Raw genomic sequence first — 25,611 nt, forward strand, 5'->3', positions numbered from 1 at the left:
ACTTCGTGACTCGCCGATCTGACCGGGAAAACATCCGCCCATGGACGTTCGTACCTTACGCTATTTTGTCGAAGTGGTTCGCCAGCAGAGCTTTACCCGCGCAGCGGAAAAGTTATTTGTCACCCAGCCGACAATCAGCAAAATGCTGCGTCATCTGGAAGAAGAACTGGCATGCACGCTGATTGTCCGCGAAGGACGCCGCTTACGGCTGACCGACAGTGGTCAGGCATTGTATCAGCGCGGCCTGAATATTCTTGAAGAGTTTCGCCAGCTGGAAGCAGAACTGGAAGACATTAACTCGCTGAAATCCGGTCATTTACGGCTGGGCATCCCCCCAATGGTCGGTACGCAAATTGCGCCGCTTATCGGCAGCTTTCGCCAGCAATATCCCGGCATCGAACTGATTATTTCCGAGTTTGGCGGCCTGACGGTGCAACAGGCGGTGATATCCGGCGAACTGGATCTGGCCCTCACCGCCCTGCCGGCGGACGCTGTGCCTTCTATTGCCTCTCTGCCGCTTTTCAGCCATCCGATGTGTGTGGTGATGCCCCGCACCCCGCACTGGCTGAACAGGACGCGTATGTCGATAAGCGAACTGGCTGAAGAAAGCATCCTGATTTATAACGAAGATTTTGCCCTGTACCGCCAGCTGATGGATGCCTTCGCCTCACACGGTTTTACGCCAAAAATTGCGGCACGCAGCGGGCAATGGGATTTCCTGGCAGCGATGGTACAAACCGGTATGGGTGTGGCGATTTTGCCGGAACCGGTCTGCCAGCGGCTGGATAAAAATGCGCTGATGTGGCTACCGCTGGATCCGCTGATGCCGTGGCAGCTCGGGCTTATCTGGCATCAGGGCAGTTATCTCTCGCACAGTGCTCAGGCCTGGATCACTCTGTGCAGGGATTACTGGAAATAGCGGGAAGTTAGTGGGAAATAAAAACCGCGTGAACGTTGCAGCACACGCGGTTCCTGATATTGCTTGTAACTTTTACACTTCTTTTTCGACTAACAATGCTTCGAGTAAGTCCAGATCATGCAGCAGTTTTTGCAGGGTCTCGTTACTGATTTTCTGCGTGGCGCGCAGATGATAAAGCTCACCACGTTCCGCACGCAGTGCAGTCAGACGGAAGCGGCGCTCCAGATTTTCCAGCTTCAGCGCGGTTTCCATATCATCACGGTTTGCCGTGCGTCGTCGTAACGTCCCGATCACCCGCGAACTGATCTCCTTCAGCGTCTGTTCATCAATATTTTCTTCGGTATCTGCCGCCAGACGTTCTTCCATTTTATGCAGGCTTTCGATCGCCACTTCTGCAGCGATCGATTTCGCCATGCGTTCTTCTTCACGGTAGGTCGTGCCGTCAGCCACCACCACACCTCTGAGCAGGAACGGCAAGGCAATCACGCCGGCAATCAGTGAGAAAAGAATGACGCCGGTCGCCAGAAAGACCAGTTGATAACGCGACGGGAACGCCGAACCATCAGCCAGGAATAACGGAATCGACAACACACCGGCCAGCGTAATGGCCCCTCGCACACCCGCAAAAGAGGCCACCCACAGCTCACGCGTGCTGTAGTTGCCAAACAGCAGCGGTTTCTTTTTCAGAAAACGGTTGCTGAAACTCTTCATTACCCACAGCCAGACGAAACGCAGGATCAGCAGCGCAAAATAGATAATCCCGACGTCGGCAAACAGATGCCATGTCACAATAGACGGGTCGTGTGTGGCCTGATCGATAGAGTTCTCAAGGATCCCCGGTAATTGCAGGCCCAGCATGATAAACACCATGCCGTTGAACACAAACTCAAGCATCGCCCACACGCTGTTCGCGCGCAGGCGCATCGCCAGTGGCGCGTTACGTATAATGCCGGACTGGCTGATGGTCATCCCCGCCGCCACTGCGGCCAGAATGCCCGACACACCGATATGTTCGGCAATCAGATACGAGGCGAACGGCAGCAGCAGCAGGAAGACAATTTGTGTCGCCGGATCATCACCGCTCCAGCGGCTCATGATGCGCAGCGATTTACTGTATAACCACGTCACCGCCACACCGGCCATCAGGCCGCCGATCGCCACTTTAAGAAATTCGACCGTTGCACCGCCGACGGTAAAAATCATCGTGCCCATCGCCACAGCAATAGCAAATTTCAGGGAGACCAGGCCGGATGCGTCATTCATCAGCGCCTCACCTTCCAGCACGCCCATGATCGACTTCGGAATACGCCCCTTACCGACAATCCCGCCCAACGCCACGGCATCGGTTGGTGAAAGCACGGCTGCCAGCGCGAACGCGGCCACCAGCGGGATATTCGGCACCATCATATAAATCAGATAGCCAATACCAACGACGGTGAGTAACACCAGCACCAGTGCCAGCCCGAGAATTTCGCGCCCGTGGTGGAGGAATTCGCGGGTCGGGGTTTTCCAGCCATCAGCAAACAGTAACGGCGGGATAAAAAGGACGAGAAACAGCTCAGGATCGAAATCCACATGCAAACCAAAATTTGGCCAGGCCAGCAAGGCACCGACAGCAATCTGCATTAACGGAAGAGGAACCTGAAACGGCAACATTCTGGTGACGACGCCGGAGAGCGACACCACCAGAATCAAAATCAGAATGGTAAAGAAGATTTCCATGCTTTCCTTAGACTCTTGTTTTTATAAATTTCAGCCAGACGCAGGTGAGTGAGTCCGGAGCGAACTAAGGAATAGTAGATCAAAAGGAGATGTGATTTAAATCAGTGCGTGCGGTTACATCAGAGAGGATTTGCTCCTCCCCCTGCGAAGAGAGAGGAGCAAACAGATCAGATCGCCCATCCGCCCGCATAAAACGCCACCAGCGCCACAGCGATAATCACCGTCCCAGCGTTAAGTTTACGCCATTCGCCGGAGAAAATACGGCCAATCACCAGTGCGCTGAAACCGAGCATAATGCCGGTGACAATGTTACAGGTCAGAACAATAAAGACCGCGCAAAGTAACCCTGACATCGCGTCAACAAAATCGCTGAAATCCAGTTTGGTGACGTTGCTGAGCATCAGCAGACCAACGTACATCAGCGCAGGTGCGGTGGCGTAAGCAGGGACCAGATAAGACAGCGGAGACAGGAACAACATCAGCAGGAATAGCACACCGACCACGGTGGCTGTCAGGCCGGTTTTACCGCCAGCCGCCGTGCCGGCTGCCGATTCGATATAAACCGCAGCCGGAGAAGCGCCAACCAGGGAAGCGAAAATACTGCTCACGGAGTCAGCCGTCAGGGCTTTGCCGCCGCTGATGATCTGCCCGTTTTCATCCAGTAGATTGGCCTGACCGGCGACCGCGCGAATGGTGCCGGTGGCATCAAACACCGCCGTCATCACCAGGGCCAGTACACTGGGTAATACCGCAGCTTTCAGCGCGCCCATGATATCCAGATCGAAAATCACCGATTTGCCGTCAGCGCCTGCCAGAGAAGGTATCGCAAACAAACCCTGATATTTCACGGCAGGATCGAAGATCAGGCCGATAATCGAAATCGCGATAATCACCAGCAAGATGCCACCCGGAACACGCAGTTTCTCCAGGCCAAAAATCACCGCCAGACCGAGTAATGTCATCACTACCGGGAAAGAGGTGAACGCGCCAAGTGCCACCGGTAAGCCGTCCAGCGGGTTTTTCACCACCAGGCCAACACCGTTGGCGGCGATCAGTAACAGGAATAAACCAATACCGATACCGGTGCCATGCGCAACGCCTGTTGGCAGATTGCGCAAAATCCACGAACGGATGCCCGTCACCGAGATAATAGTGAACAAGACGCCCATCAGAAATACCGCGCCGAGTGCCACCGGTACGCTGATATGCTGGCCCAAAACCAGACTAAAAGCGGTAAAGGCAGTCAGAGAAATGGCGCAACCAATCGCCAGCGGCAGGTTTGCCCACAGGCCCATCAGCAAGGAACCAAAACCGGCAACCAGACAGGTCGCAACAAATACTGCACTTGGCGAGAAGCCTGCTTTGCCGAGCATGGATGGCACGACAATGACCGAATATACCATCGCCAGGAAAGTCGTTAAGCCCGCTATCACTTCCTGACGGACATTACTGCCACGCGCACTCATTTTGAAAAAAGCATCAAGCGGGCTTTTTGGCGCAACGGCGCTGCCCGCCTGAGGTTGTTGACTCGACATGGAAAATCCTCTGAATGTCTTTACTGATTAGCCGGCGTGGTCATTATGAAACCGTTTCTGCACGTTCCTTTCCTTATTTGTCGTCCTGAATCGCCGGAAACAGCGTCAGAACGGCAAAGCAAACGTTTAACTCGCAGCGCGTATGGCGGGGACTCATTAAAAAAACGCCCCAAATAATTCATGTTGCAGGAAGGCGGCAAGGAAGGGAATCCCGATGAGCTTACTCAGGTAAGTGATTCGGGTGACCGACCGTAGCCAACACGTCTGCAACGTGAAGTATGAAGGGGAGGTACGCAAACGATTATCTCGCCTTTAACCGGCGCACATCAACTGTGAATGGCAATAATTTACCGTTGTCCGGTCAATAAAAACGCGATTGTGGTGGAAATTTATCCGGTGGCAAAAAAGGAAGAAAAAGAGGCGAAATAAATAGCAGGGTATTTATTGTGGTTTATTTTTATCAGGCGTTGATTGCGTACCCCATGATGCGCAATCAATGCCTGAATAATATAAAAGCGCGTAATGGATTAACGTAAAATATTAAATGGTCCGCCGTTTTCCAGCGCCTTCTGATAGGCCGGACGTGCAGTCACATTTGATAGCCAGGCATTCAGTTGCGGATATTTCCCAAGTCCGGACCGGGCATTGATCGCTTCTATCGGGAAACTCATCTGAATATCTGCTGCGCTGAACTGATAACCGGCAAAATAAGGATGAGTTACCAGGTGCTGTTCAAGATAATCCAGATGAGTATGGATCTGTTTATCCAGATAATTTTTCTGCACGCCCTGCCCGATCGCGCCGGCAATCGGGCGGATCAGCCATGGCATTGGCGGTTGACCCAGACGGCTGAAAATCAGCTTCATGACCAGCAAAGGCATCAGCGATCCTTCAGCGTAGTGCATCCAGTAGCGATATTGCTGACGCTCGGCAAACGCCGTGGGTTTCAGCGTGCCCGCATCGTCATACACCTCCTGCAGGTATTCAATAATGGCGCCGGATTCCGCGAGGATCAGTCCGTTATCTTCCAGTACGGGTGACTTGCCCAGAGGATGAATTTTTTTGAGTGATGCCGGTGCCAGCATGGATTTTTTATCCCGCTGATAACGTTTGATTTCGTAAGGAATGTCCAGTTCTTCGAGCATCCATAAGATTCGCTGCGAACGGGAATTATCCAAATGATGCACTGTTAACATAAATGTCTGTCGTCCTGTTTCATTTAATTATTTGTTAACTATAGACAACGCTTTCAAAACGCGTATCTGTTTCGTTTTAAAACCCTCCATTTCTTCAGGATTAATTTATCAAAAAACTTTTTATTTGATTAAAATCACTTACGGATTAATCTTAATTACATGAAAAAAAATATCGTAAGTTCATTCGCCTTTAATAATTCTTAATGCCATTATCGCCGGATAAAAATCAGCCCGTCGCTATCGACTCTCTCTTTGTGGAGCCTCACATGTTTTCCAGTAATTACAACAATGTGCTTGTGATGTTTTCGTTCATTGTTGCAATGCTTGCCTCTTATACCGCGCTAGATATGGCGGGCCGGGTCGCCACCACGGAAGGAAGGGCTTCCCGACTTTGGTTAACAGGTGGCGCCATTGCAATGGGCATCGGCATCTGGTCGATGCATTTTATCGGCATGCTGGCTTTTAATTCCCCGATGCCGATGGGTTATGACCCTTTCATCACCCTGCTTTCTATGGTGATCGCCATCATTTCCTCAGCCTTCGCGCTGTGGCTGGTCTGTCTGCAGGAATTACCGACCAGACGATTATTTGCCGGTGCCTTACTGATGGGCGGCGGTATTGCCGCTATGCATTACACCGGTATGGCCGCCATGCAGATGATGCCGCCCATTACCTACGATTACCGCTGGGTGGTGCTCTCTGTTGTTGTTGCGATTGTCGCTTCCGGCGCGGCGCTGTGGATGGCATTCAATTTGCGCCAGCAGTCGCCTAATGTCCGCCTGCTGCGCATCAGCGCTGCGGTGATAATGGGCACCGCGATTGTCGGTATGCATTACATCGGCATGGAGGCAGCCCGATTCCCGACGGACAGTCACAGTATGGCAGCGTTCAGCGGCGTGGATAATAACTGGCTGGCGTTACTGGTGATTGTGGTCACGCTGGCGATTCTGGCCATCACCTTGATCATCTCTATTCTCGATGGCCGGATGCAGGCACGCACCTCAATTCTGGCGTCTTCTCTGGCACAGGCAAACCGCGAGCTGACCCAACTGGCGCTGCACGACAATCTGACCCGTTTACCTAATCGTTTGTTACTGGAAGACCGCATGAGTCAGGCACTTCAGAAAGCGTTGCGTGGTGAATCGCAGTTTGCGGTACTGTTTCTGGATCTCGACGGGTTTAAAGCGGTTAACGATGCCTTCGGCCATCACATCGGCGATCAGCTGTTAATTTCCGTCACTGAACGTCTGCAATCACAGCTCCGGGCGGCGGATACGCTGGCGCGTCTCGGCGGCGATGAATTTGTACTGCTGGTTGAAATCACCGAACCGACCGATGCGTCACAACTGGCCGATAAGCTGGTACATCTGATTGCACGTCCGTTTTATGTTTCCCGCTATGAACTGCTGGTCTCTGCCAGCGTGGGGATCGCAGTATATCCGGGCGATGGAGAGAATGAGCGCGAGCTGATGCTCAATGCCGACGCCGCGATGTATCACACCAAAAATTCCGGTCGCAACGGCCACAGTTTCTTCCAGCCGTCAATGAACGCCAACGCGCAGAACCAGTTGCAGATGCTCAATGATTTGCGTCTGGCGATTGAACACCATGAGCTGCGCCTGCACTATCAGCCAAAATTTATTGCGCCTTACGGGCCGGTGAGCGGCTTCGAAGCACTGCTGCGCTGGGAGCGCGGGGGTAACATCCTCAGCCCTGATGTATTTTTGCCGCTGGCAGAAAAAACCGGCCTGATTATTCCGATCGGCGAATGGGTGCTGAACGAAGCCTGTCGCCAGTTACGAGAATGGCATATGGCCGGACATACGCAATGGACGGTGGCGGTGAATCTTTCCACATTGCAATTTGAACAGACAAATCTGGTCGAAATGGTGATAGAAACCATTGAACGCCATCAGATCCCGCCTGAAATGCTCACGCTGGAAGTCACCGAAACCACCGCCATGCGCAACCCGGATAGCAGCGTAGAAATTCTGGAGCGCCTGACACAGTACGGCGTAAAAGCCTCGATTGATGATTTCGGTACCGGCTATTCCAGCCTGCTCTATCTGAAACGTCTGCCCGCCAGTGAGCTGAAAATCGACGGCGCATTTATTAACGACCTGATTGCAGGCAGCGAAGATGCCAGTATTGTTTCTGCGATCATCGCCCTCGGCCAGACGCTGAACCTCAAAGTGGTGGCCGAAGGCGTTGAAACTACCCAACAGCAGGAATTCCTGACGCAACTGGGCTGCGATACCTTGCAGGGTTATCTTCTGGGACGTCCGATGACGCCCCAACAAATTGCCCAACACCCCGATACGGACTGGGAGTCAAAACTCCCCCTGACGCATAAAGGCTGATGCGCACGGCTCAGGCTGTCGCCGTGCGGAAAAACCGCACGGCGTTGCGCAAATCAATGCTTTGTTCCGTGAGGGATTGCGCCGCTGCCGCCGCCTGCTCCACCAGTGCGGCATTCTGCTGGGTAACCCGATCCATCTGATCAACGGCAATCCCCACTTCGTGAATACCGGTGTGCTGCTCAGAACTTGCCGTCGAGATTTCCCGGACAATTTCTGCCACTTTATTCACCGAGCTGACGATCTCACTCATGGCTTTACTGGCGCGATCGGCCTGCTGTGACCCTTCGGCAATTTTGCTGACGGTGCCCTGGATCAGATCTTTAATTTCTTTTGCCGCCTGCCCGCTTTTTTGCGCCAGCACCCGCACTTCACTCGCTACCACCGCAAATCCTTTGCCCTGCGTACCGGCACGCGCCGCCTCCACAGCGGCGTTCAGCGCCAGCAGGTTGGTCTGGAAGGCAATACCTTCAATCACGCTGATGATATTGATGATTTCATTCGAACTGCCCGAAACATCACGCATATGCGCCTGCATCCCCGTCACAATTACGCCGCCCTGAGACGCCGTTTTCGAGGTTTCCAGCGCCAGCTGACTCGCCTGCCGGGCATTCTCGGCATTCTGGCTGACAGTCATGGTCAGGTTTTGCATATTGGAACTGGTCTGCACCAGCGAGGCCGCCTGTTCTTCAGTGCGCTGTGATAAGTCCACGTTGCCTTGTTCAATTTCACTGGCGGCATGATTGATGGATTCACTGCCTTCCATAATCTGATGAATGGTTTTATTCAGTTGCTGATTCATGCCGTTCAGCGAAGCCAGCAAACTGCCATCATCACCCGGTTTCAGTGTGATTTTTGCCGCCAGATTACCGGCGGCAATTTCACGCATGATGGATGCGGCATATGCCGGCTCCCCGCCGAGCTGCTTCACCAGCGTGCGCGCCAGCAGCAGCGCCATGGCCAGTGAAAGAATAAAGGCCACACAGACCAGCACTAAAAACATCGCGCTGGCCGTATGGTAACTGCTGCGGGCATCCGCTGCCGCCGTTTCACTGTTGGTCAGCTCGTTTTTGACCAGCGTTGCCAGATCCGCCATCAGTTGTGTGCGGTATTTGCGTGAGTTATCGCCACTGATTTGTGTGGCCTGCGCAATATCATTGCGCTCAACTGCCGCAATAACTTGATTATTCGCCAGCGAAAACTGCTCAAAATTAGCGACGATCTGCTTAAACAAGGCTGACTGACTGCCGCCGCTGTTGAGCTTCAGATACGCATTTTCCGCGTTTTTAAAGGTGGCCACTGCCTGAAGGATTTCGCCCCGGTGCCCGTCACGCGGTGCACCCTCCGGCGAGGCGATATATTGCACCTGCTGCAGGCGTAACTCTGCCAGCGTGCCACGCATCACCAGCGGATACTGCACACCGGGAAGCCGGTAAGCGCGGTAGTTTTCAATCTGCTGATTGCTGCTGTTAAGCAGCCAGGCTGACATCGCCGCCAAAATTAACAGCAAACTCAGGACGAGTGCAAATGCACCCAGCAAACGGGCAAGTATGGAAAGGTTGATGATCTTTTTCATCTGGGCACATCGGAAAGTCAGTGACAGGAAACACTCATAACGGCCGGAACAGAGGGAACTTTAGTGAAAATGAAACTATATTTCATTTTGTTAAATGCTGACTTTCGAAATGTAATTTTAGGGTTACCGGACGAATTTTTCATGTTACCGGCCAGCGTTAAAAATAGGATCTGACAGACGTTTCGACAATTTGCTCTCTCATAAAGAGAGAGCGATTATCGCCACTTACTTCGGTTCAAATCCGGGCCATAGCGGAATGACTGCCGATAGCAGATCCGCCGTGCCGGCGGCTACTGACATATGGCGATAATCCTCAATGCCGTCTGCGGTGCGGGCAAATTTGACCACAGTGTCCAGTCCGGCTTCCTGGCACAGCACCGTGCCACCTGCAATGTCCCACAGCGTCGTGCGGCGTTGCAAATGCCCGCCGATAATACCTTTTGCCGCAAACACCATGCCGACGGTCGTGCAGCGATAGCAATGCACCGACCAGTCTGCTGCACGCAGGCCCTGATAAAATGCCGAGGCTTCGTCGAGTTTGTCGTCCGAGCTGTCACCCAGCGACACAATCTGCACATCTTCAAAACGATCATCACGACGAAACGGCTTGCCGTTGAGGAAAATCCCCTTGCCGGATTCTGCCGCAAACAGATCGTTTAATACCGGCAGCGCCACAATACCGATCAGCGGCTTTTTATTCTCTACCAGTCCGAGTGATACGCCCCACAGCGGCGAACCACGCAGGAAATTCGACGTTCCGTCGATCGGGTCGATCACCCAGCAAGGGGCATCCGTCAGTACGCCCCCCATCTCTTCACCGATCACCGCGTCCTGCGGGAAATGCTGCGCCAGATGGCTGCGGATAAACTGCTCGACCGCCACATCAGCTTCAGAAACGAAATCCTGGGTGCGTTTACTGCTGACCTCGATGGCGTCCCGGCGGTTAAAAAAACCCAGCGCCAGTTCAGCGGCCTGTGCCGCAATCTGACCGGCAATCGCCAGACGCGCCGACATCGTTGTGTTCGTCATCATAAATCCTGATTTTTCAGTCTGAAGGAAGTAAGTCACCTTTATAGAATGCACCGGAATCGATGAATAAAAAATGACAAGCTGTCACTTGCCAAACCAGTGCTAAACATTCTATATCTGTGGGCTGCCACTTTCTGAAGCCTGCCGGAGGCTGTCATGCCAGATGCCGCTCATTGGTTCCCCTTTCTGTTAATTTGCCTCGGGCTGGTGTTAACGCCTGGCCCGAATATGATTTACCTGATTTCGCGCTCGCTGTGTCAGGGGCCGAAAGCCGGTCTGATTTCCCTGGGGGGCGTTGTGCTGGGCTTCCTGTTTTACATGCTGTTTGCTGCGCTCGGTATTACCGCGCTGGTGATGGCGGTGCCATTTGCCTATGACGCCCTGCGTATCGGCGGTGCGGCGTATCTGCTGTATATGGCGTGGCAGGCGGTCAGACCCGGTGGCCGCTCACCGTTTCAGGTCAGGGAGTTACCACGTGACAGCAATAAAAAGCTGTTCACCATGGGGCTGGTCACGAACCTGCTGAATCCGAAAGCGGCGGTATTATATCTGACACTGTTGCCGCAATTCATCGTGCCGGAACAGGGGCATGTGCTGGCACAGTCACTGATTCTTGGTGGCTCGCAAATTCTGATCAGTGCGTCAGTTAACGCACTCATTGCGCTTTCGGCCGGTTACATCGCCGTTTTCCTGGCAGGACGGCCTGTGTGGATGATCATCCAGCGCTGGTTTATGGGCGCAGTACTGGGCGGACTGGCAGTGCGTATGTTGCTGGACGGACGTAAATAACCGGCCATTTGTCACCGGTTATATTCAGTTTCACACCAACGCTATATAATTCTCTGCATAACGAAATCAGAGGATTTTTCCGTGCACCCATTTTCATTGCGTTTTTTGCCCTCGGTTACCCTGCTCGGGCTGGCCCTGAGCCTGTTTTCCCCTTCCGTTTTTGCCACCCGCCAGATAACCGATCAGCTCGGCCGTCAGGTCACGCTTCCTGATCAGGTTAACCGTGTCGTCGTATTGCAGCATCAGACCCTCAACTTGCTGGTTCAATTGGATGCCACTAAAGATATTGTCGGCGTACTGAATAACTGGCAGCGGCAACTGGGCAACGGTTATGTACGCCTCGCGCCGGAACTGGCGAAAACACCGGTGGTCGGCGACCTGACCAGCGTGAATCTGGAAAGTCTGGTGGCACTGCATCCGCAAGTGGTATTCGTCACCCACTATGCACCGCAGGAAATGATCGACCAGATCAGCCAGACCGGGATCGCCGTCGTGGCGGTTTCACTGCGTGATGACCCGAAAGGCGAAGAACACATGATGAACCCGGTCCTGCCTGATGAAGATAAGGCGTATACCGAAGGACTGAAGAAAGGTATTGCGCTGATTGGCGAAGTCGTCAATCACCAGAAACAGGCACAGGCGTTGATCGACTATACTTTTTCTCAGCGCCAGTTAACCGCCGGGCGGCTGAAAGGTGTTCCGGCCAATCAGCGGATCCGCACATATATGGCAAATCCCGATCTGACCACTTACGGTTCCGGCAAATATACCGGCCTGATGATGGCCCATGCCGGTGCGATGAACGTTGCTGCCGCGACGGTAAAAGGGTTTAAGCAGGTCGCGCTGGAACAGGTGATCGCCTGGAACCCGCAGGTGATCTTCGTACAGGATCGTTATCCGGAAGTGGTCGGGCAGATCACCGGTGATCCCAAATGGCAGAGTATTGATGCGGTCAAAAATCACCGTGTTTATCTGATGCCGGAATATGCCAAAGCCTGGGGCTATCCGATGCCTGAAGCGCTGGCGATTGGCGAACTGTGGATGGCGAAGAAACTCTACCCGCAAAAATTTGCTGACATTGATATGCACAAACAGGCTGATGCTTATTATCAGCGCTTCTACCGGACAGATTTTAAATCGGCGGCAGATGCGGCGCGCGCGGAGAAATAGCCTCGTCTCCGGCGCTTTACGCGGAGGCAATGTGATAAGGAGACCTGATGACAAAGACGATTAAAGTGCTGGCGGCAGGGAGTTTGCGCCGCGCATGGGCACCGTTGTGCGATGCCTTTACGGAAGAGACGGGCAACAAAATCGACGTAGAATTCGGCCCCGCCGGGCTGTTGCGCGAACGGATCGAACAGGGCGAAAAGGTCGATCTGTTTGCTTCCGCCAACACCGCGCATCCACTGACGTTGCAGCAGCACGGTAAGGCGCTGGAAGTGGAGGCCTTTTGCGGTAACAGCCTGTGTGTCGCCGCCCGAAAAGGGCCGGAACTGGAGAAACTCAACTGGTTGAGCGTGTTACTGGATCCCCGTTTTCGTCTGGCGACGTCCACACCGCAAAGCGATCCTTCCGGTGATTACACCTGGCAGATGTTCGAACTGATTGAAAGGCGGCATCCTGATGCCGGGGCGATTTTACGCAACAAAGCACTGCGTCTGGTGGGTGGTGAAAAATCGGCAAAAATCCCGGCAGGTAAACTGGCGGCAGAATGGCTGATCTGCAGCGGTCAGGCCGATGTTTTCATCGGCTACACCAGTTATGCCACGCTGTTACGGGAAAACGACGCACTGGAAGTCTTCAATATTCCGGCAGATTATAACGTGCGGGCCCGTTATGCGCTGGCGACCTGCACGGAGAAAGGGAAACCGCTGGCAGACTTTATTCTTTCAGAAACCGGCCAGCGTATTTTGCAGAACGCCGGTTTTTGCGGAAAACATGCGGTAATGCCGGAATAGAGGACCTACAACCATGCCTTAATGATCGAGGTCTCTTTCCTTCATTGCGCGCTGACGGTCGTAATACTCATCTTCAGCGGCAGTGATTTCATCGAGCAGCGAATCCACATCGGCTTTATGCGTATCTTCGGTGAACAGCCCGGTCAGAATAGTTTCCGGCGTCAGTTTGCCGTCTTCGTACAATGCCCAGATTTCTTTGGCAAAGCGCGTTTCCAGCAGCTGCGGTGCGAACCGGCCGTAGTACTCCGTCATGTTATTCACATCGCGTTCGAACATCGATTCGGCGTGATTATTGGCAGCGGCATCGACGGCCTGCGGCAGGTCGATAATCACCGGCCCTTCGGCATCCATCAGCACGTTAAACTCCGATAAGTCACCGTGAACGATACCGGCGCACAGCATGCGCACGATGTTGCGGATCATGGTCTCAAAATCGGCTATCGCTTCTTCTTCCGTCAGGATGACGTCACTGAGGCGCGGCGCGACCACGCCGTCAGCATCGGTGATAAGCTCCATCAGCAGCACACCGTCCAGACAAATGTAAGGTTGCGGCACGCGCACACCGGCATTCGCCAGACGGAACAGCGCATCCACTTCGGCTGTCTGCCAGGATTCTTCCTGCTGTTTACGCCCGAACTTTGACCCTTTTTGCATCGCACGCGCGTTGCGGGTGTTACGGACTTTACGGCCTTCCTGATACTGCACGGCCTGTTTGAAGCTACGTTGTGTCGCTTCTTTATACACTTTGGCGCAACGGATCTCTTCACCGCATAACACGGTGTAAACGTCGGCCTCTTTGCCACTTTTCAGTCGACGGACCACATCATCAATCAGGCCGTCATCCACCAGAGGTTGGATTCTATTTGGGATTTTCATGCAGCCTTGTACCTTATTTCAGCGCATGAGGGAATGACCTGCGCAATATTCCCTGCATTACACACCAGACACGCCGTTCGCGTCATCCTTTCTGATCCTTATCGCTCACTGTTCTCAGGGGTACAGTTTAACGTAGTGGCGATGGAGTGGATACTTTATGCACATACGTTATCACTTTTTAGCCGTTCTTTTCACCGGTAAAACCCCTCAGAATTTTATTGCAACAGCATTAAATTTGGCTTAAATAATTAATTCACGCCCGATAATTATTTCCTTCTGTAAGTAAAATCTGCGGTGAGAAAATTTTTATGCTTCCGGAACTTTTTATCAATTTTAAGCTTTTCGTGCTGTTTACCCTTCGTTTATTTAAGCCCAAAAATGGTATACGTTCCGTTTACAATAGAGGTGGTACTGTGCCGGTAATTTCCCGTTGCAGGTCTTTCTGATATGAATACTATTTTAATAACCGGTGCCACTGGTTTTGTTGGCGGAGCTGTCGTCGAATATTTTCTGCGCCAGCAACTTACCACCAATAATGCATTATTACTCTTAGTCAGGGCTGACGATAAAGCGACGGGACTCGCCAGAATTATTGATAACCTGAAGAAATTTGAATTAAATGATGCCCATTTTTCTGCACTGAATGAGCAATCTATATTGACCGGTGACCTGGCCGAACCGGAAAGTTTTATTCATGACGCACGTTTAGATAATGTCACGCACGTTATTAACTGCGCTGCGATCGCCTCTTTTGGCAATAATCCGGCTATGTGGCGCGTAAATGTCGAAGGTTCACTGACCTTCGCCAAACGCATGGCACAGGTCAAAGGTTTGCAGCGATTTGTGCATGTCGGCACGGCAATGGCATCAATGCCGGATAAAGACAGCGTTTTCTACGAAGGTATGCCGGACAACGAACAGAACGAAGATCTGGTGCAGTACACGGCTTCCAAGCGCGCGATTGAGAATCTCGTCCGCGCCGAATGCCCGTCGCTGCCGTTCGTGGTTGCCCGACCGTCGATTATCGTCGGCCACACTCAGCATGGTTGCCAGCCTTCAAGCAGCATCTTCTGGGTGTTCATGATGGCAATTAAACTGAAGAAATTCACCTGCACGCTCGACGATCAGGTGGATGTCATTCCGGTAGACTATTGCGCGATGGTGCTGGTAAAACTGTGTCTCGCCAAAAGCCTCAGCCATAATTTCTATCATATTTCTTCCGGCGAAGAGATGTGTACACCATTTCATGAAATAGATACTTCGGTGGCAAAAGCCAATAATGCGCCGCGGATTATCAGTGAATATGAACAAATCAGTTATCAGGAATTTACCGGCATCCGTAAACAATTTAAAGATGTACTCGGCCCGTGCAATGATAAAATTATTCTACGCGCAATTAAACTTTACGGTGGCTTTGCGCAGTTAAACGTGAAATTTGATAATTCACGGTTACTGGACATGGGCATTCCAAAACCCGTCGCCTTCAATAGCTATATTGATAAATGTGTTTCCTCAACCCGCGGTCAGTCTATTAGTGAACTGATGCAGGTGGATTTTAAATAAACCCGGCGTCTGTTTGAAATAATAGAAGATGTTTAGATAAAATGACGCAGCCTGGGACATTGCTGCGTCATATTTTTACTACCAGAATTTAAACCAATCCGTTACGACCATACAGGCGAAAGCCTTCGCGCTGATTGAGCCGGTCATAATACGCCGTCACAGCCGGTAACGCCGGGCGCGACATGGGTGTCATCGACCAGCGGTTCACCGACAGCCCGATGGGAATATCCGCCAGCGTAAAATTATCGCCCAGAATGTAATCGCCGCTACGCTGAAGTTGTTCTTCGAGCATTTGCATGTGACGGTTCCATTCACTGACACCGGCGTCAATCAGTGCCGGATCCTGATGCTGCGGGCTGTTGCGCGCCAGCGCCGGAAACGCATAACGCCAGGCATTATTCAGTTCACCGGCTTGCCAGTCCATCCACTGCTCGGCCAGGGCACGACGTTTCGGGTCGGATGACAGCAAATCTTCACGTCCTTCACGCGCCGCCAGATACCGGCAAATCACGTTGGATTCCCACAGCACAAACTCGCCGTCGATCATCACCGGCACCATCGCATTCGGGTTCAGCGCCTTAAATTCCGCTGTCTGGACAGACTGAAAACCCGAACCATACTGCTCCTGTTCAAAGTCCAGCCCCAGTTCATGACAGGTCCACAACACTTTACGTACATTGATCGACGGTGATTTACCCAGAATCTTTAGCATGGTTGCTCCTGTTAATGTGATGCATGAATAGCCGGTCACGACGGACGAACGAAGATCCGCGTGGCTGAGCCATGATAAGTGGTATCGGTTTGAGCCACGAAACCGCACTTTTCCGCCAGACGAACGGAGGCCTGATGTTCCGGCGCAATAATGCAGCATAGCTGGCGATCGACATGTGCACCGGCCCAGTTCAGCACCGCCTTTGCCGCTTCAAAGGCGTAACCTTTGCCGTGAAATGCCGGCGAAATCACCCACCCCATTTCTGCCATGCCATTGAGCGATGGCGTGATGTCACGCTGATAATCCGCCAGACCCATTTCGCCGACAAACGCACCTTCTGTACCCTGCAATTTTTCGAACACAATCCAGTAACCAAAACCGAGCATCTGCCAGTGACCCGGATAACGCAACAGGCGGCTCCAGCTGGCTTCGCGACCTGACGGTGTACCACCGATATATTTCACGACGGCCGGATTGGCCCATTGCGCGGCAATGTATTCAAAATCATCAATATGATGACCCCGTAAAATCAGACGTTCGGTTTCGATAACGGGAGCGGAGGTCTGCATGGTTTTTCCTGAATAAGGTGAAGAACCATTACGTTAGCACCGTAATTGCCCAGACAGGAAGAGAGGTTTTAGCAGGAAATAAAAATCAGGTAATAATGCCGCCACGCAGCGCCGTCGGCGTTATGCCGCGCACAGATTTGAAGCGGTTACTGAAATGACTGGCAGAGCTGAAACCGCATTCGAGCGCGATTGTGGTGATGTCCATCCGGCTGGTTTTTAGCAAATTTTCCGCGCGGATCAGGCGGGCATTCATCACGTACTGGTGCGGCGCCATCCCCATGCTTTGTTTAAACATGCGGGCAAAGTGGAATTCGCTGAGTTCTGCCAGCGCGGCAAGCTCCGGCAGTAATAAAGGCTCCGCGAGATGGGTATGAATATAATCTTTCAGGCGGTTGAGAATATGCGGTGCCAGACCGCCGCGTACCGTTGGCAGCGCCCATTGCAGACGGGTGTAATGTTTCACCAGATGCGCCATCAGCAGATTGGCGGCGCTGCTCAGCATCAGCTGATTACTGTTTTCCTGCCACTGACTGCTGAGCAAAAAGTGGCGATATAATAACGTAATTTGCGGATCTTCTTCGAATGTGCGTTCTTCCAGCTCAATCGCTGCCGGGCTGCGATCCCAGGTCTGCTCCACCAGATGCCGCAGATGTTCGTCGGAGCAATACAGATGCACAAACGATAAATCGTCGCGCACATCCCAGCTCGACATACTGCCTTTGGGCATCAGACAAAAACGATCCGGCCCGCCGCCGTTACGCCAGCCACTGCGGGTTTTGTGATAACACTCGTAGCCATCGGCCACGTACAGGCTCAGCGTATGGTGATCGGCGCTTTCCTGATTCACGATGTCATTTTTATTCGACCACGCCGCCAGCTGAATGCCGGAACCCAGCGCCACACTGTCATGCAGAACCGCTTTATGCTGACGCAGCGTTTCGAAAGCCTGATAAACCTTAGTCATGACATGCCCGTGTGGAAGAAAGATGACGCTCATTTTACGGTTTTTCCCCACTGCAGAGCCAGATCTTGCTGCGCGGAGGACTGTAAAAATGCGCAAGAATATGCAACTCAGCGCAAATCGCTGAAAGCCAGCCGCCTGCCGTTACCGCAGAATTCCCTCAGTCATTACTTTTCGGGTGAGAGAATTCTATGAATGCACTGCTTTATATTTTGGTGATCCTGATCTGGGGCACCACCTGGTTTGCGATTTATCTGCAACAGGGGGACGTACCGGTGACGGTGTCCGTTTTCTACCGTTTCCTGCTGGCTGCGGTGATCATGCTGCTGGCATTGCTGGCAACACGCCGGTTGCGCCGCCTGGCGCTGAAAGATCACCTGTTCTGCGTGGTTCAGGGTTGCTGCGTTTTTTGCTTCAATTTTTACTGCTTCTATCACGCCGCAGCCTACATCACCAGCGGGCTGGAATCGGTGATTTTCTCGATGGCCGTACTGTTTAACGCCTTCAATGGCATGCTGTTTTTCCGCCAGAAACTGGCTCCGGCAGTGATCCCGGCGTCGGTTCTCGGGCTGGCAGGCATTATCACATTGTTCTGGCATGATCTGAGTGCGGCACACATTGCACCGGAACTGCTAAAAGGCATCGGCCTCAGCCTGCTCGGCACCTACGGCTTCTCGCTGGGGAATATGATCAGTTCACGCCATCAGCGTCACGGGCTGGATGTGCTTTCCACAAACACCTACGCAATGTTTTACGGCACGGCAGTCATGGGCGCGCTGAGTCTGGTGCAGGGCGCTTCCTTTGCCATCGACCTGACACCGCAATATCTCGGCTCACTGGTTTATCTTTCCGTGTTTGGTTCGGTACTGGCCTTCGGTATTTACTTCACACTGGTTGGCCGTATCGGTGCCAGTCAGGCGGCCTACAGCACACTGCTGTTCCCGCTGGTCGCGCTGACGGTTTCAACATTTTATGAAGGTTATCAGTGGCACACTAATGCGGTTATCGGGCTGGCGCTGATACTGCTGGGGAATCTGGTGATGTTCTGTCGCCCAGGCTGGCGGGGGATGTTCAGGAGGAAGGCTGTTGTGGTTTAAGTAAATCCAGTAACGTCACACAATTGGCAAGGTCGCCGCAAACCGGCAGCCTTAGCCTTCATTGATATATGACACAGCTTCACTGACTGTAAAAATAGTCCAACCGGGCAAAAAAACGGGCTCCAGATTTACAGCAATTTTTTCCGATACCCAGGCAGCATCCAGAGTTATTTCTCTACCCTGCCCCGCATTTTCTATCTGATAACCCAGCTTGGGTAACGGATATTTCTTCATTTCTAATATATTAATATCGCCATGAATAGAAGTATCAGTAAGGGAATAAACGTCACTCCAGGTATTGACGTTATTAACGCCTTGTTGTAGTCGGCAAGCCTTTATAACTTGCATATCCGATGATGAAAGGAACATCCATCCATGCTGCGGTTTTTTCCGGTGACAATCGCGACAAACGACTTCTAGATTTTCTTCCGTATTATTATATTTCACACCATCTTTGTGGTGTACGTCGCACAAATTACGGTGTGAACTCATATCAACACCACAGTCACTGCATACAAAACCACTTCTGTTTCTTATCCTGTTAGATATTTCTTTCCAGTCTTCAGTATAGCCGCTATTTGTGGCGTTATATAAACCTTTAGGCATATAGCTAAAACAAGTACTGTAATGAGAAAAGAAATCTTTGAGCACAAAAGAAGCAAACACAATATGTCTAACGGCCTTATTAGCGCTTTCACGATAATTCAATTTCTCCAGACAATTTTTACAGACTTTAAGTTCGATATCCTGATGTTTTCCATGGCCATCGTCGATTTCGAAAAATCCATCAAGTCGGTTTGTTGCATGATAGCGACCAAAACGACCGTCCTGCCGCATAGTATCCAGCGTTTTACACCATGCAATATGAAATTTATTGCCTCTACCAGGATCAGCTATTGCAGAATCATATATTTGACTATGATCTCGGATATAAAGTAGAACCTGACGTCCCTTAAATGAAATCAACCCTGTGCCGGCATCCAACTCACTAATGTTGATTTTTATACCGCTTTCCAATTCAACATCTAAAGGTTCAAAACTCACTGACTTTTCGCCCAAAATAAAACCCGATCCTTCTGGTAGCATGCGTTTTCCCAGCCGGATTAATTCAGATAAGTTAATATTAAGTTTCATTATATTACTCCTGAATTATCCGTCGAATCTGCAACTCAGCATTAGTGACGACTTTAAAGGTGACTCGTCTTGAGCGGCTCGGGTCTTCTCTGCCAGAAGCGTTAAGCACGGGGTGTGATGATGAGTAACCTACTGCTGAAAAATGAGATTTTATCCAAGGCCGCTGGCTTTTAATTTCATCCATTTCATAGACATATTCCAGTACTGTTCGGGTTCTACCTTGCGACAATTCCATATTGTTAAAATAAGCAACATCACGGTCAGATGTCCCGGTCCAGTCACTACTGGTATGGCCTTCAATTCTGACTTCAGTAATATGTTCTTTAAATTTATCAAGCACGGTAAGATACCGGGGAAAGAAGTTATCGAGAGTAGACTTAAATCCTAATTGAAGATCCGAGCTACCTGTTCTGAACAATACATCTGGGGATTTGAAACGAAATTCTAATGTTTGCTTATCAATTTCAGCATCCCAGTCAGGCAGATCTTTGGCAAACTCCATTTCAAGCGCATTATAAAGTTCTATTTGTGCATTCTGATAAGCAACGGCGACTTCTTTGATCTTATTTTTCTCTACCTGAACATAGTGCATATAAGCAACAGAAATAAAAAGGAACACCATCATTAACCCCGCCATCAGATCTGACATGGATATCCAGTGTTCATTGTCCTGTTTTTTAACTTCCACAGGTTTACCTAAGAATTTCTCCATTTTTTACCTGCGCTCATTGCTGTTAATCATCGACTTAAGTTGCCCCATAACAACCTGATATTCTTTAATTAACTGGTCATAGTTATTTATGAAGCCTTTACTGATCGAAATAAGTGAATCAGCCAGGATTTGTAATTCACGATTCATTTCACGATCGGTTGCCTCTCCGAAGGCTTTGAGCTGACTATTGATTGCCTCTCCAAAACGACCTAGGGAATCATTAACATGTTCGGTAAGTCCGGAGTTTGCCTTATCAAACGAACTCTGCAGAGTATCCAGCATATTGCTCGAATTACTTTTCAACGCGCCAGAAAGTTCATCAGACTGAGTTTTCATCATTGCGGAAAGGTCCGCAGAATGATCTTTCAGTTTTCCTCCCATGTCGGATACAGAGATTTGCATCGAAGTAAGAAGTTCAATGGCGCTGGACTTCATTTCCTCCACAGTTTCTCCAAGAGAGGATGTCAGGACTTCTGAGGAGTTCGCTACGTCATGTGCCATAGAAGCAAAAGATTGCTGGGTTTGCGTTACGGAGTTTCTGAAACCTTCTGCACCTTCATCCAGAGCAACACGCATAGAGTTAGCATTGACCAACAACTGTCCGCCAGTCTGTTCCAGCGAAGCACTGACACTTAAAGCACCGGCTTTTAATTGTTCCCCAACTTCATCCAGTTTCATTTGAATTGCAGGGACAGCTTCGGTGGCTTTATCTCTTAAGGTCGCGAAAGCGTCTAAATGCCTTGAAAGTTCATCAATCTGATGCTGATTGACCTTCAATACATTTTGCAGTTCTGCCATTGCGAGAGGGATTTCTTTGCACTCTTCCCAAATACCCGCGACAGAATTTTTTGTCTCCATAAGCGAATCAACACTTTGCTTATATTGCTCACTCATCACTTCGACTTGGTCTTTATAAGCACCTTGCCATTCAACGAGTTTTTTAACAGAACTGTCTAAGGCCTTAAAATTCTCACCAAATTGTTCCGTAAGGTTATTATTAAAATCGACAATGACTTTTCTCAGGGCATCGATGATTTGCTCTGTTGCGCCTTTTGCCATCAAATCGCCAAAGTGAGTCAGTTCAGCCCATAATTTCTGACTGAACTCTTCATGATGATTTCTTTGCAATTTAGAAATATCACCCATGTCAGTGCGCAACAATTTCAATTGCCCCACTAAAGAGACCTCATCATTTCCATCAAAACCGAACGCAATTCGTTCTAAAAGCTTGTGCTGCGACTGGAGAACCTGGTGAATATGATCAGGCGTCACCGCTTCTGGCTGGGCTACATTCATACCGTTTGGCCGGGGGGAGGAGAGCATCGTATCTAAAATATTAAATGCTAGAGCACCTAACATACCGACAATACTTGTAATAAATGCTGTTTTTAATCCCCCCAATAAGACAGGAATGCTGCGTTCTATATTGGTTGTATCGAAATGCAAAAGTCCAATCACGACCCCTACGAAGGTCCCCAAGATCCCAAGCGCAGTCATTAAAGTCGGTGCGTATTCCAAAAAACGGGGTGATTTACTCTTATACCTGGCATATAAAGCACCAAAAAAAACGAGTACAACAGCCCAAATAAAACAATCGGTTATCGTTGATGAATCCATTGCACTTAACAAAGATTCCAGCACTTTTGACAGCATTGTGATCCTTTTGGAACATGAAAGAAGCAAACGCCGAAAGGCTATGCTTGAATTAACTATTGCTGTGAATTCTGAAAACAATCGTTATCAGAAAAAGGGGACATAAAATACCAAGAAAGTTGCAATAAAGGCATGATAAATATCATTTACAACGGATTATTACTTTTACTGAAAACGAACTATTTTACCTTAGTTATTATTATACTTTTAAGTATCATGAGATAAGCAAGGGCTAATGAGGAAGTGTACGTAGAATACCGGTACGTACAAAAAATCGCTCGACAACTCTACTCCTCGTGTTGCATACCTTAACGACCGCATCCTCAGAGATGCACGCCCTATAGAAAATAATGAGGAGAATAAAATGCCTTTTGTACGTATTGATATGGTTGAAGGAAAACCTGAAACCTACCGCAAAACCGTCGGCGAAGTGGTCTATGACGCGCTGCGCTCAGCTCTTAATGCGCCGGAAAACGACAAGTTTATTGTCATCTCCGAGCACTCTCCGGCAGAAATGATGATTTCTCCTGATTATCTGAATATCCAGCGCAGCCCGAACTGCATTGTGATTCAGGTAACGCTCAACGCCGGCCGTACACTGGAAATGAAAAAGGCGTTCTATCACGCCGTAGCTTACGGGCTGCATGAAAAAGTCGGATTACGTCTGGAAGATGTGTTCATCAGCCTGGTCGAAGTGCCGAAAGAAAACTGGTCCTTCGGCAACGGCGAAGCGCAATATGCGTGAGACAAGGTCTGAAGGTAAACTTCAGGCCAGTAAGTTCTCACCACCAATCAGCAGAATAATCCGGGCAAGTACATCGTTAAACACACCATCTTCGGCAACAGCGATAAACTTAGCCTGCCGGTGCCGCCAGTCCATTGTATGTATCAACGTGGTGGCAACCACATAAGGTGCGCTCAGATTGTTGACCGGCACTTCGGTCGGCGCGCCCCGGATACTGCTGCTCACCGGCATACAAATCACCAGCCCGGTAACCTGATTATAAGTTTCATGAGACAGGATCAGCGCAGGGCGATATTTGCCTATTTCCTTTCCTTTGGTGGGCTCAAAATCCAGCCAGCAAATATCCCCGCGCTTTGGTAAATACATTAATAATCAAGCTCCCTGTCAGTCGGTTCTGCCAATTCATCAGCGTGAGCATTATACGCGCTCAGCCCCGATAACAAGCTGGCCTCAGTGACCTTCTGCTTTTCGGCTTTACGAATTTGCAGCCCGTCTTCAGAAATCTCGATATCAACGACATCACCTTCCTCGAATTGTGGAATTGACTTCAAATTCCCTGACAACCGTAACGCGATGCTGTTACCCCATTTCTGTAATGTGGCCTGAGTACGCATGTTCATTTCTCCACCGTTGTATCTACAAAGAGTATACAACCAAAAACCCGTCACAGTATTCCTGGTACGGGTTTTTGCGAGCTGCATTCCGGCTTTTTATTTTCCTGCGTTAAACGGAAGGATTAAATAATCCCGCCATTCACCTTCAGCGTCTGGCCGTTCACCCAGGCACCGTCGGGTCCGGCGAGGAAAGCGACCACGGAGGCGATATCTTCCGGCTGCCCGAGGCGCTCGAGCGGTGAGGTTTTGGCGATGGTTTCCACCAGTTGTTCGGATTTACCGTTGAGGAATAAATCCGTTGCCGTCGGACCGGGCGCAACAGTATTGACGGTTATCTGGCGGCCGCGCATTTCCTTGGTGAGCACGCGGCTCAGCGCCTCGACAGCGGCTTTGGTCGCGGCATACACGCCATAAGTCGGCTGATATAACCCGACAACCGTTGATGAGAAATTGATAATACGTCCGCCGTCGTGCAGGTGTTTCGCCGCTTCACGCAGCGTGTTGAAAGTGCCTTTCAGGTTGATATCGATAAGGCGGTCGAATGCTGCATCGTCAGTGTCGGCGATAGCGGAAAGCGTCATAATACCCGCATTATTCACCAGCACATCCACGCCGCCAAACGCCTGTTCCGCGCTGGCAAACATCCGGCTGACCGCCGCCGCGTCGCTGACATCCGCCTGCGCGCTGATGGCTTTTCCGCCTGCCTGTTCAATTTTTCTGACCACCTCGTCGGCTTCTGACGCACCGCGTGAGTAGTTCACAATCACGGTAAAACCGTCGCGCGCCAGACGCTCTGCGATGGCGGCGCCGATACCGCGTGACGCGCCGGTGACCAGCGCGACTTTCGGTTTGGATGAAGTCATGATGCGTTCCCTTTTTTCAGTGATTCGGATCTGTTGTCGGTGAGGAAAGCGTAGCCGATTGACGCTGCCGGATAATTACCTGATATTCGTTATCACTATCCGGAAAAGGTGAACAATTATCATGGATAAGCTCGACAGCATGCAGTTATTCACCCGCGTGGTGGAACTGCGCAGTTTTACCCAGGCTGCACAGGCGCTGAACCTGAAACGCTCGACGGTGACCGATGCCATTAAGCAACTGGAGTCGCGGCTGAACATCCGGCTTCTGCAACGCACCACCCGCCACGTCAGCCCGACGCTGGATGGCGAAGCCTATTATCAGCGCTGTCTGCGTATCCTGGCGGATGTGGAAGATGCCGAGATGGCCTTTGCCGGTGCGCAGCCAAAAGGGCTGTTGCGGGTGGATGTGCACGGGTCGATGGCGCGGCATTTTCTGCTGCCCGGCCTGCCGGATTTTCTGGCGCAGTATCCCGACATTGAGTTTTACATGAGTGAAGGTGACCGGCTGGTGGATCTGGTGCGGGAAGGCATCGATTGCGTGATCCGCGCCGGAGAGCTGAAAGACAGCGATATGGTGGCGCGGCCGCTTGGTACGTTGCCGGAAATTACCTGCGCCAGTCCGGACTATCTGCAACGTTGTGGAACGCCAGAAACACCTGACGATCTGGCCGGTCACCGGATGATTGGTTTTCGTTCCAGTGCGACCGGCGGGCTGCTGCCGCTGGTTTTTCAGCAGCAAGGCAAAACACGCGAAATCCTGCTGCCAACCAGTTTGTCGGTCAACGGCGCGGAAAGCATGAAAGAAGCCGCACGGCGCGGGATGGGAATTATTCAGGTGCCGCATTACGGTCTGCTGGAGGATCTGGCACAGGGAAGCCTGGTGCAAATTCTGGCGGATTTCCCGGCCGGTTCGCTGCCGGTTTCCCTGCTTTACCCGCGTAACCGCCAGCTTTCGCCCCGTGTGCGGGTGTTTATCGACTGGATGGTGAAAGAGTTTGCGCGGCGTGATTCGCATCTGACATGATAGTTTT

General features: G+C 51.1%; 24 protein-coding genes. 9 read left to right on the forward strand and 15 right to left on the reverse strand.

What is annotated here, in order from left to right; all coding sequences use genetic code 11:
- The first annotated feature begins 40 nt into the window (after positions 1-40).
- The gene (locus J1781_RS20075; RefSeq protein WP_129954777.1) at positions 41-919 is read left to right on the forward strand and encodes a LysR family transcriptional regulator; all 879 of its coding nucleotides are present in this window, start codon (positions 41-43) and stop codon (positions 917-919) included.
- A gap of 72 nt (positions 920-991) precedes the next feature.
- On the opposite strand, the gene J1781_RS20080 is transcribed toward J1781_RS20075, so the two are convergent.
- The 3 genes from J1781_RS20080 to J1781_RS20090 form a co-directional block, all read right to left on the reverse strand.
- A complete protein-coding gene (locus J1781_RS20080) occupies positions 992-2,641 on the reverse strand; it encodes a Na+/H+ antiporter (RefSeq protein WP_129954778.1) in 1,650 nt (549 codons plus the stop codon).
- Between the two features lie 167 nt (positions 2,642-2,808).
- Entirely contained in the window at positions 2,809-4,176 is a 1,368-nt protein-coding gene (locus J1781_RS20085) for an NCS2 family permease (RefSeq protein ID WP_129991961.1), read from the reverse strand.
- A gap of 527 nt (positions 4,177-4,703) precedes the next feature.
- Positions 4,704-5,372 carry a glutathione S-transferase family protein gene (locus tag J1781_RS20090; RefSeq protein WP_129954780.1) on the reverse strand — a complete coding sequence of 223 codons (669 nt, stop codon included), beginning with the start codon at positions 5,370-5,372 and terminating at the stop codon, positions 4,704-4,706.
- 266 nt (positions 5,373-5,638) lie between these two features.
- Here J1781_RS20090 and J1781_RS20095 point away from each other — a divergent pair, with 266 nt between their 5' ends.
- A complete protein-coding gene (locus J1781_RS20095) occupies positions 5,639-7,732 on the forward strand; it encodes a putative bifunctional diguanylate cyclase/phosphodiesterase (protein WP_129991960.1) in 2,094 nt (697 codons plus the stop codon).
- Positions 7,733-7,742: 10 nt separating this feature from the next.
- Here the strand turns inward: J1781_RS20095 and J1781_RS20100 are convergent, their stop codons facing one another.
- Both J1781_RS20100 and J1781_RS20105 read right to left on the reverse strand, forming a co-directional pair.
- The gene (locus tag J1781_RS20100) at positions 7,743-9,305 is read right to left on the reverse strand and encodes a methyl-accepting chemotaxis protein (RefSeq protein ID WP_217138152.1); all 1,563 of its coding nucleotides are present in this window, start codon (positions 9,303-9,305) and stop codon (positions 7,743-7,745) included.
- A 225-nt stretch (positions 9,306-9,530) separates the two neighbouring features.
- Positions 9,531-10,337 (reverse strand): inositol monophosphatase family protein, encoded by an 807-nt coding sequence (locus J1781_RS20105; RefSeq protein ID WP_238483107.1) that lies wholly within the window; start codon positions 10,335-10,337, stop codon positions 9,531-9,533.
- A gap of 153 nt (positions 10,338-10,490) precedes the next feature.
- Between J1781_RS20105 and J1781_RS20110 the strand changes: the two genes are divergently transcribed.
- The 3 genes from J1781_RS20110 to J1781_RS20120 all read left to right on the forward strand — a co-directional run bounded on the left by J1781_RS20110 (position 10,491) and on the right by J1781_RS20120 (position 13,081).
- Positions 10,491-11,123, forward strand: a complete 633-nt coding sequence (locus tag J1781_RS20110; RefSeq protein WP_129954783.1) for a LysE family translocator — start codon at positions 10,491-10,493, stop codon at positions 11,121-11,123.
- Positions 11,124-11,204: 81 nt separating this feature from the next.
- Entirely contained in the window at positions 11,205-12,293 is a 1,089-nt protein-coding gene (locus J1781_RS20115) for an ABC transporter substrate-binding protein (protein ID WP_217219065.1), read from the forward strand.
- A 47-nt stretch (positions 12,294-12,340) separates the two neighbouring features.
- Positions 12,341-13,081, forward strand: coding sequence for a molybdate ABC transporter substrate-binding protein (locus J1781_RS20120; RefSeq protein ID WP_217219064.1), 741 nt, complete (start codon positions 12,341-12,343; stop codon positions 13,079-13,081).
- Positions 13,082-13,099: 18 nt separating this feature from the next.
- Here the strand turns inward: J1781_RS20120 and J1781_RS20125 are convergent, their stop codons facing one another.
- Complete coding sequence (locus J1781_RS20125; RefSeq protein WP_129954786.1) at positions 13,100-13,957, reverse strand: PA4780 family RIO1-like protein kinase; 858 nt, start codon at positions 13,955-13,957, stop codon at positions 13,100-13,102.
- A gap of 447 nt (positions 13,958-14,404) precedes the next feature.
- Here J1781_RS20125 and J1781_RS20130 point away from each other — a divergent pair, with 447 nt between their 5' ends.
- Positions 14,405-15,520, forward strand: coding sequence for an SDR family oxidoreductase (locus J1781_RS20130; protein ID WP_217234084.1), 1,116 nt, complete (start codon positions 14,405-14,407; stop codon positions 15,518-15,520).
- A gap of 88 nt (positions 15,521-15,608) precedes the next feature.
- On the opposite strand, the gene J1781_RS20135 is transcribed toward J1781_RS20130, so the two are convergent.
- The 3 genes from J1781_RS20135 to J1781_RS20145 all read right to left on the reverse strand — a co-directional run bounded on the left by J1781_RS20135 (position 15,609) and on the right by J1781_RS20145 (position 17,765).
- Positions 15,609-16,232: a glutathione S-transferase family protein gene (locus tag J1781_RS20135; protein ID WP_217234085.1), complete on the reverse strand. Its 624-nt coding sequence runs from the start codon at positions 16,230-16,232 to the stop codon at positions 15,609-15,611.
- Between the two features lie 35 nt (positions 16,233-16,267).
- A complete protein-coding gene (locus tag J1781_RS20140; RefSeq protein WP_129954789.1) occupies positions 16,268-16,801 on the reverse strand; it encodes a GNAT family N-acetyltransferase in 534 nt (177 codons plus the stop codon).
- A gap of 85 nt (positions 16,802-16,886) precedes the next feature.
- A complete protein-coding gene (locus tag J1781_RS20145) occupies positions 16,887-17,765 on the reverse strand; it encodes an AraC family transcriptional regulator (RefSeq protein WP_165383761.1) in 879 nt (292 codons plus the stop codon).
- A 188-nt stretch (positions 17,766-17,953) separates the two neighbouring features.
- On the opposite strand from J1781_RS20145, the gene J1781_RS20150 reads away from it, so the two are divergent.
- A complete protein-coding gene (locus tag J1781_RS20150; RefSeq protein WP_129991956.1) occupies positions 17,954-18,859 on the forward strand; it encodes a DMT family transporter in 906 nt (301 codons plus the stop codon).
- 51 nt (positions 18,860-18,910) lie between these two features.
- On the opposite strand, the gene zorE is transcribed toward J1781_RS20150, so the two are convergent.
- The 3 genes from zorE to zorA2 all read right to left on the reverse strand — a co-directional run bounded on the left by zorE (position 18,911) and on the right by zorA2 (position 22,358).
- The gene (gene zorE / locus J1781_RS20155) at positions 18,911-19,993 is read right to left on the reverse strand and encodes a type II Zorya anti-phage system protein ZorE (RefSeq protein WP_217234086.1); all 1,083 of its coding nucleotides are present in this window, start codon (positions 19,991-19,993) and stop codon (positions 18,911-18,913) included.
- A gap of 4 nt (positions 19,994-19,997) precedes the next feature.
- The gene (gene zorB2 / locus J1781_RS20160; protein WP_238483592.1) at positions 19,998-20,630 is read right to left on the reverse strand and encodes a type II Zorya anti-phage system protein ZorB2; all 633 of its coding nucleotides are present in this window, start codon (positions 20,628-20,630) and stop codon (positions 19,998-20,000) included.
- A gap of 78 nt (positions 20,631-20,708) precedes the next feature.
- A complete protein-coding gene (gene zorA2 / locus J1781_RS20165) occupies positions 20,709-22,358 on the reverse strand; it encodes a type II Zorya anti-phage system protein ZorA2 (protein ID WP_129954794.1) in 1,650 nt (549 codons plus the stop codon).
- A gap of 364 nt (positions 22,359-22,722) precedes the next feature.
- Here zorA2 and J1781_RS20170 point away from each other — a divergent pair, with 364 nt between their 5' ends.
- On the forward strand, positions 22,723-23,103 hold the full coding sequence (locus J1781_RS20170; protein ID WP_129954795.1) for a tautomerase family protein: 381 nt from the start codon (positions 22,723-22,725) through the stop codon (positions 23,101-23,103).
- Positions 23,104-23,124: 21 nt separating this feature from the next.
- Here J1781_RS20170 and J1781_RS20175 read toward each other — a convergent pair whose 3' ends face one another.
- The 3 genes from J1781_RS20175 to J1781_RS20185 form a co-directional block, all read right to left on the reverse strand.
- Positions 23,125-23,469: a type II toxin-antitoxin system PemK/MazF family toxin gene (locus J1781_RS20175; protein WP_217234094.1), complete on the reverse strand. Its 345-nt coding sequence runs from the start codon at positions 23,467-23,469 to the stop codon at positions 23,125-23,127.
- Positions 23,469-23,723 (reverse strand): AbrB/MazE/SpoVT family DNA-binding domain-containing protein, encoded by a 255-nt coding sequence (locus J1781_RS20180; RefSeq protein WP_238483175.1) that lies wholly within the window; start codon positions 23,721-23,723, stop codon positions 23,469-23,471. Before J1781_RS20180 ends, J1781_RS20175 begins: the two co-directional genes overlap by 1 nt.
- Before the next feature lie 116 nt (positions 23,724-23,839).
- Positions 23,840-24,580 (reverse strand): SDR family oxidoreductase, encoded by a 741-nt coding sequence (locus J1781_RS20185; protein ID WP_217138145.1) that lies wholly within the window; start codon positions 24,578-24,580, stop codon positions 23,840-23,842.
- 121 nt (positions 24,581-24,701) lie between these two features.
- On the opposite strand from J1781_RS20185, the gene J1781_RS20190 reads away from it, so the two are divergent.
- Positions 24,702-25,604 (forward strand): LysR family transcriptional regulator, encoded by a 903-nt coding sequence (locus J1781_RS20190; protein ID WP_129954798.1) that lies wholly within the window; start codon positions 24,702-24,704, stop codon positions 25,602-25,604.
- Positions 25,605-25,611: the final 7 nt, after the last annotated feature.

Source organism: Rahnella perminowiae (assembly GCF_019049695.1).
Lineage (GTDB): Bacteria > Pseudomonadota > Gammaproteobacteria > Enterobacterales > Enterobacteriaceae > Rahnella > Rahnella perminowiae.

Bases quoted from the DNA above. Each gene is read 5' to 3' on its own strand.
- J1781_RS20095 (WP_129991960.1), top strand. From the start codon at position 5,639: ATGTTTTCCAGTAATTACAACAATGTGCTTGTGATGTTTTCGTTCATT.
- J1781_RS20140 (WP_129954789.1), bottom strand. From the start codon at position 16,801: ATGCAGACCTCCGCTCCCGTTATCGAAACCGAACGTCTGATTTTACGG.
- J1781_RS20125 (WP_129954786.1), bottom strand. From the start codon at position 13,957: ATGAAAATCCCAAATAGAATCCAACCTCTGGTGGATGACGGCCTGATT.
- J1781_RS20075 (WP_129954777.1), top strand. From the start codon at position 41: ATGGACGTTCGTACCTTACGCTATTTTGTCGAAGTGGTTCGCCAGCAG.
- J1781_RS20090 (WP_129954780.1), bottom strand. From the start codon at position 5,372: ATGTTAACAGTGCATCATTTGGATAATTCCCGTTCGCAGCGAATCTTA.
- J1781_RS20110 (WP_129954783.1), top strand. From the start codon at position 10,491: ATGCCAGATGCCGCTCATTGGTTCCCCTTTCTGTTAATTTGCCTCGGG.
- J1781_RS20105 (WP_238483107.1), bottom strand. From the start codon at position 10,337: ATGATGACGAACACAACGATGTCGGCGCGTCTGGCGATTGCCGGTCAG.
- J1781_RS20120 (WP_217219064.1), top strand. From the start codon at position 12,341: ATGACAAAGACGATTAAAGTGCTGGCGGCAGGGAGTTTGCGCCGCGCA.
- J1781_RS20080 (WP_129954778.1), bottom strand. From the start codon at position 2,641: ATGGAAATCTTCTTTACCATTCTGATTTTGATTCTGGTGGTGTCGCTC.
- J1781_RS20190 (WP_129954798.1), top strand. From the start codon at position 24,702: ATGGATAAGCTCGACAGCATGCAGTTATTCACCCGCGTGGTGGAACTG.
- J1781_RS20100 (WP_217138152.1), bottom strand. From the start codon at position 9,305: ATGAAAAAGATCATCAACCTTTCCATACTTGCCCGTTTGCTGGGTGCA.
- zorA2 (WP_129954794.1), bottom strand. From the start codon at position 22,358: ATGCTGTCAAAAGTGCTGGAATCTTTGTTAAGTGCAATGGATTCATCA.
- zorB2 (WP_238483592.1), bottom strand. From the start codon at position 20,630: ATGGCGGGGTTAATGATGGTGTTCCTTTTTATTTCTGTTGCTTATATG.
- J1781_RS20185 (WP_217138145.1), bottom strand. From the start codon at position 24,580: ATGACTTCATCCAAACCGAAAGTCGCGCTGGTCACCGGCGCGTCACGC.
- J1781_RS20135 (WP_217234085.1), bottom strand. From the start codon at position 16,232: ATGCTAAAGATTCTGGGTAAATCACCGTCGATCAATGTACGTAAAGTG.
- J1781_RS20085 (WP_129991961.1), bottom strand. From the start codon at position 4,176: ATGTCGAGTCAACAACCTCAGGCGGGCAGCGCCGTTGCGCCAAAAAGC.
- J1781_RS20170 (WP_129954795.1), top strand. From the start codon at position 22,723: ATGCCTTTTGTACGTATTGATATGGTTGAAGGAAAACCTGAAACCTAC.
- J1781_RS20175 (WP_217234094.1), bottom strand. From the start codon at position 23,469: ATGTATTTACCAAAGCGCGGGGATATTTGCTGGCTGGATTTTGAGCCC.
- zorE (WP_217234086.1), bottom strand. From the start codon at position 19,993: ATGAAACTTAATATTAACTTATCTGAATTAATCCGGCTGGGAAAACGC.
- J1781_RS20180 (WP_238483175.1), bottom strand. From the start codon at position 23,723: ATGAACATGCGTACTCAGGCCACATTACAGAAATGGGGTAACAGCATC.
- J1781_RS20130 (WP_217234084.1), top strand. From the start codon at position 14,405: ATGAATACTATTTTAATAACCGGTGCCACTGGTTTTGTTGGCGGAGCT.
- J1781_RS20145 (WP_165383761.1), bottom strand. From the start codon at position 17,765: ATGACTAAGGTTTATCAGGCTTTCGAAACGCTGCGTCAGCATAAAGCG.
- J1781_RS20150 (WP_129991956.1), top strand. From the start codon at position 17,954: ATGAATGCACTGCTTTATATTTTGGTGATCCTGATCTGGGGCACCACC.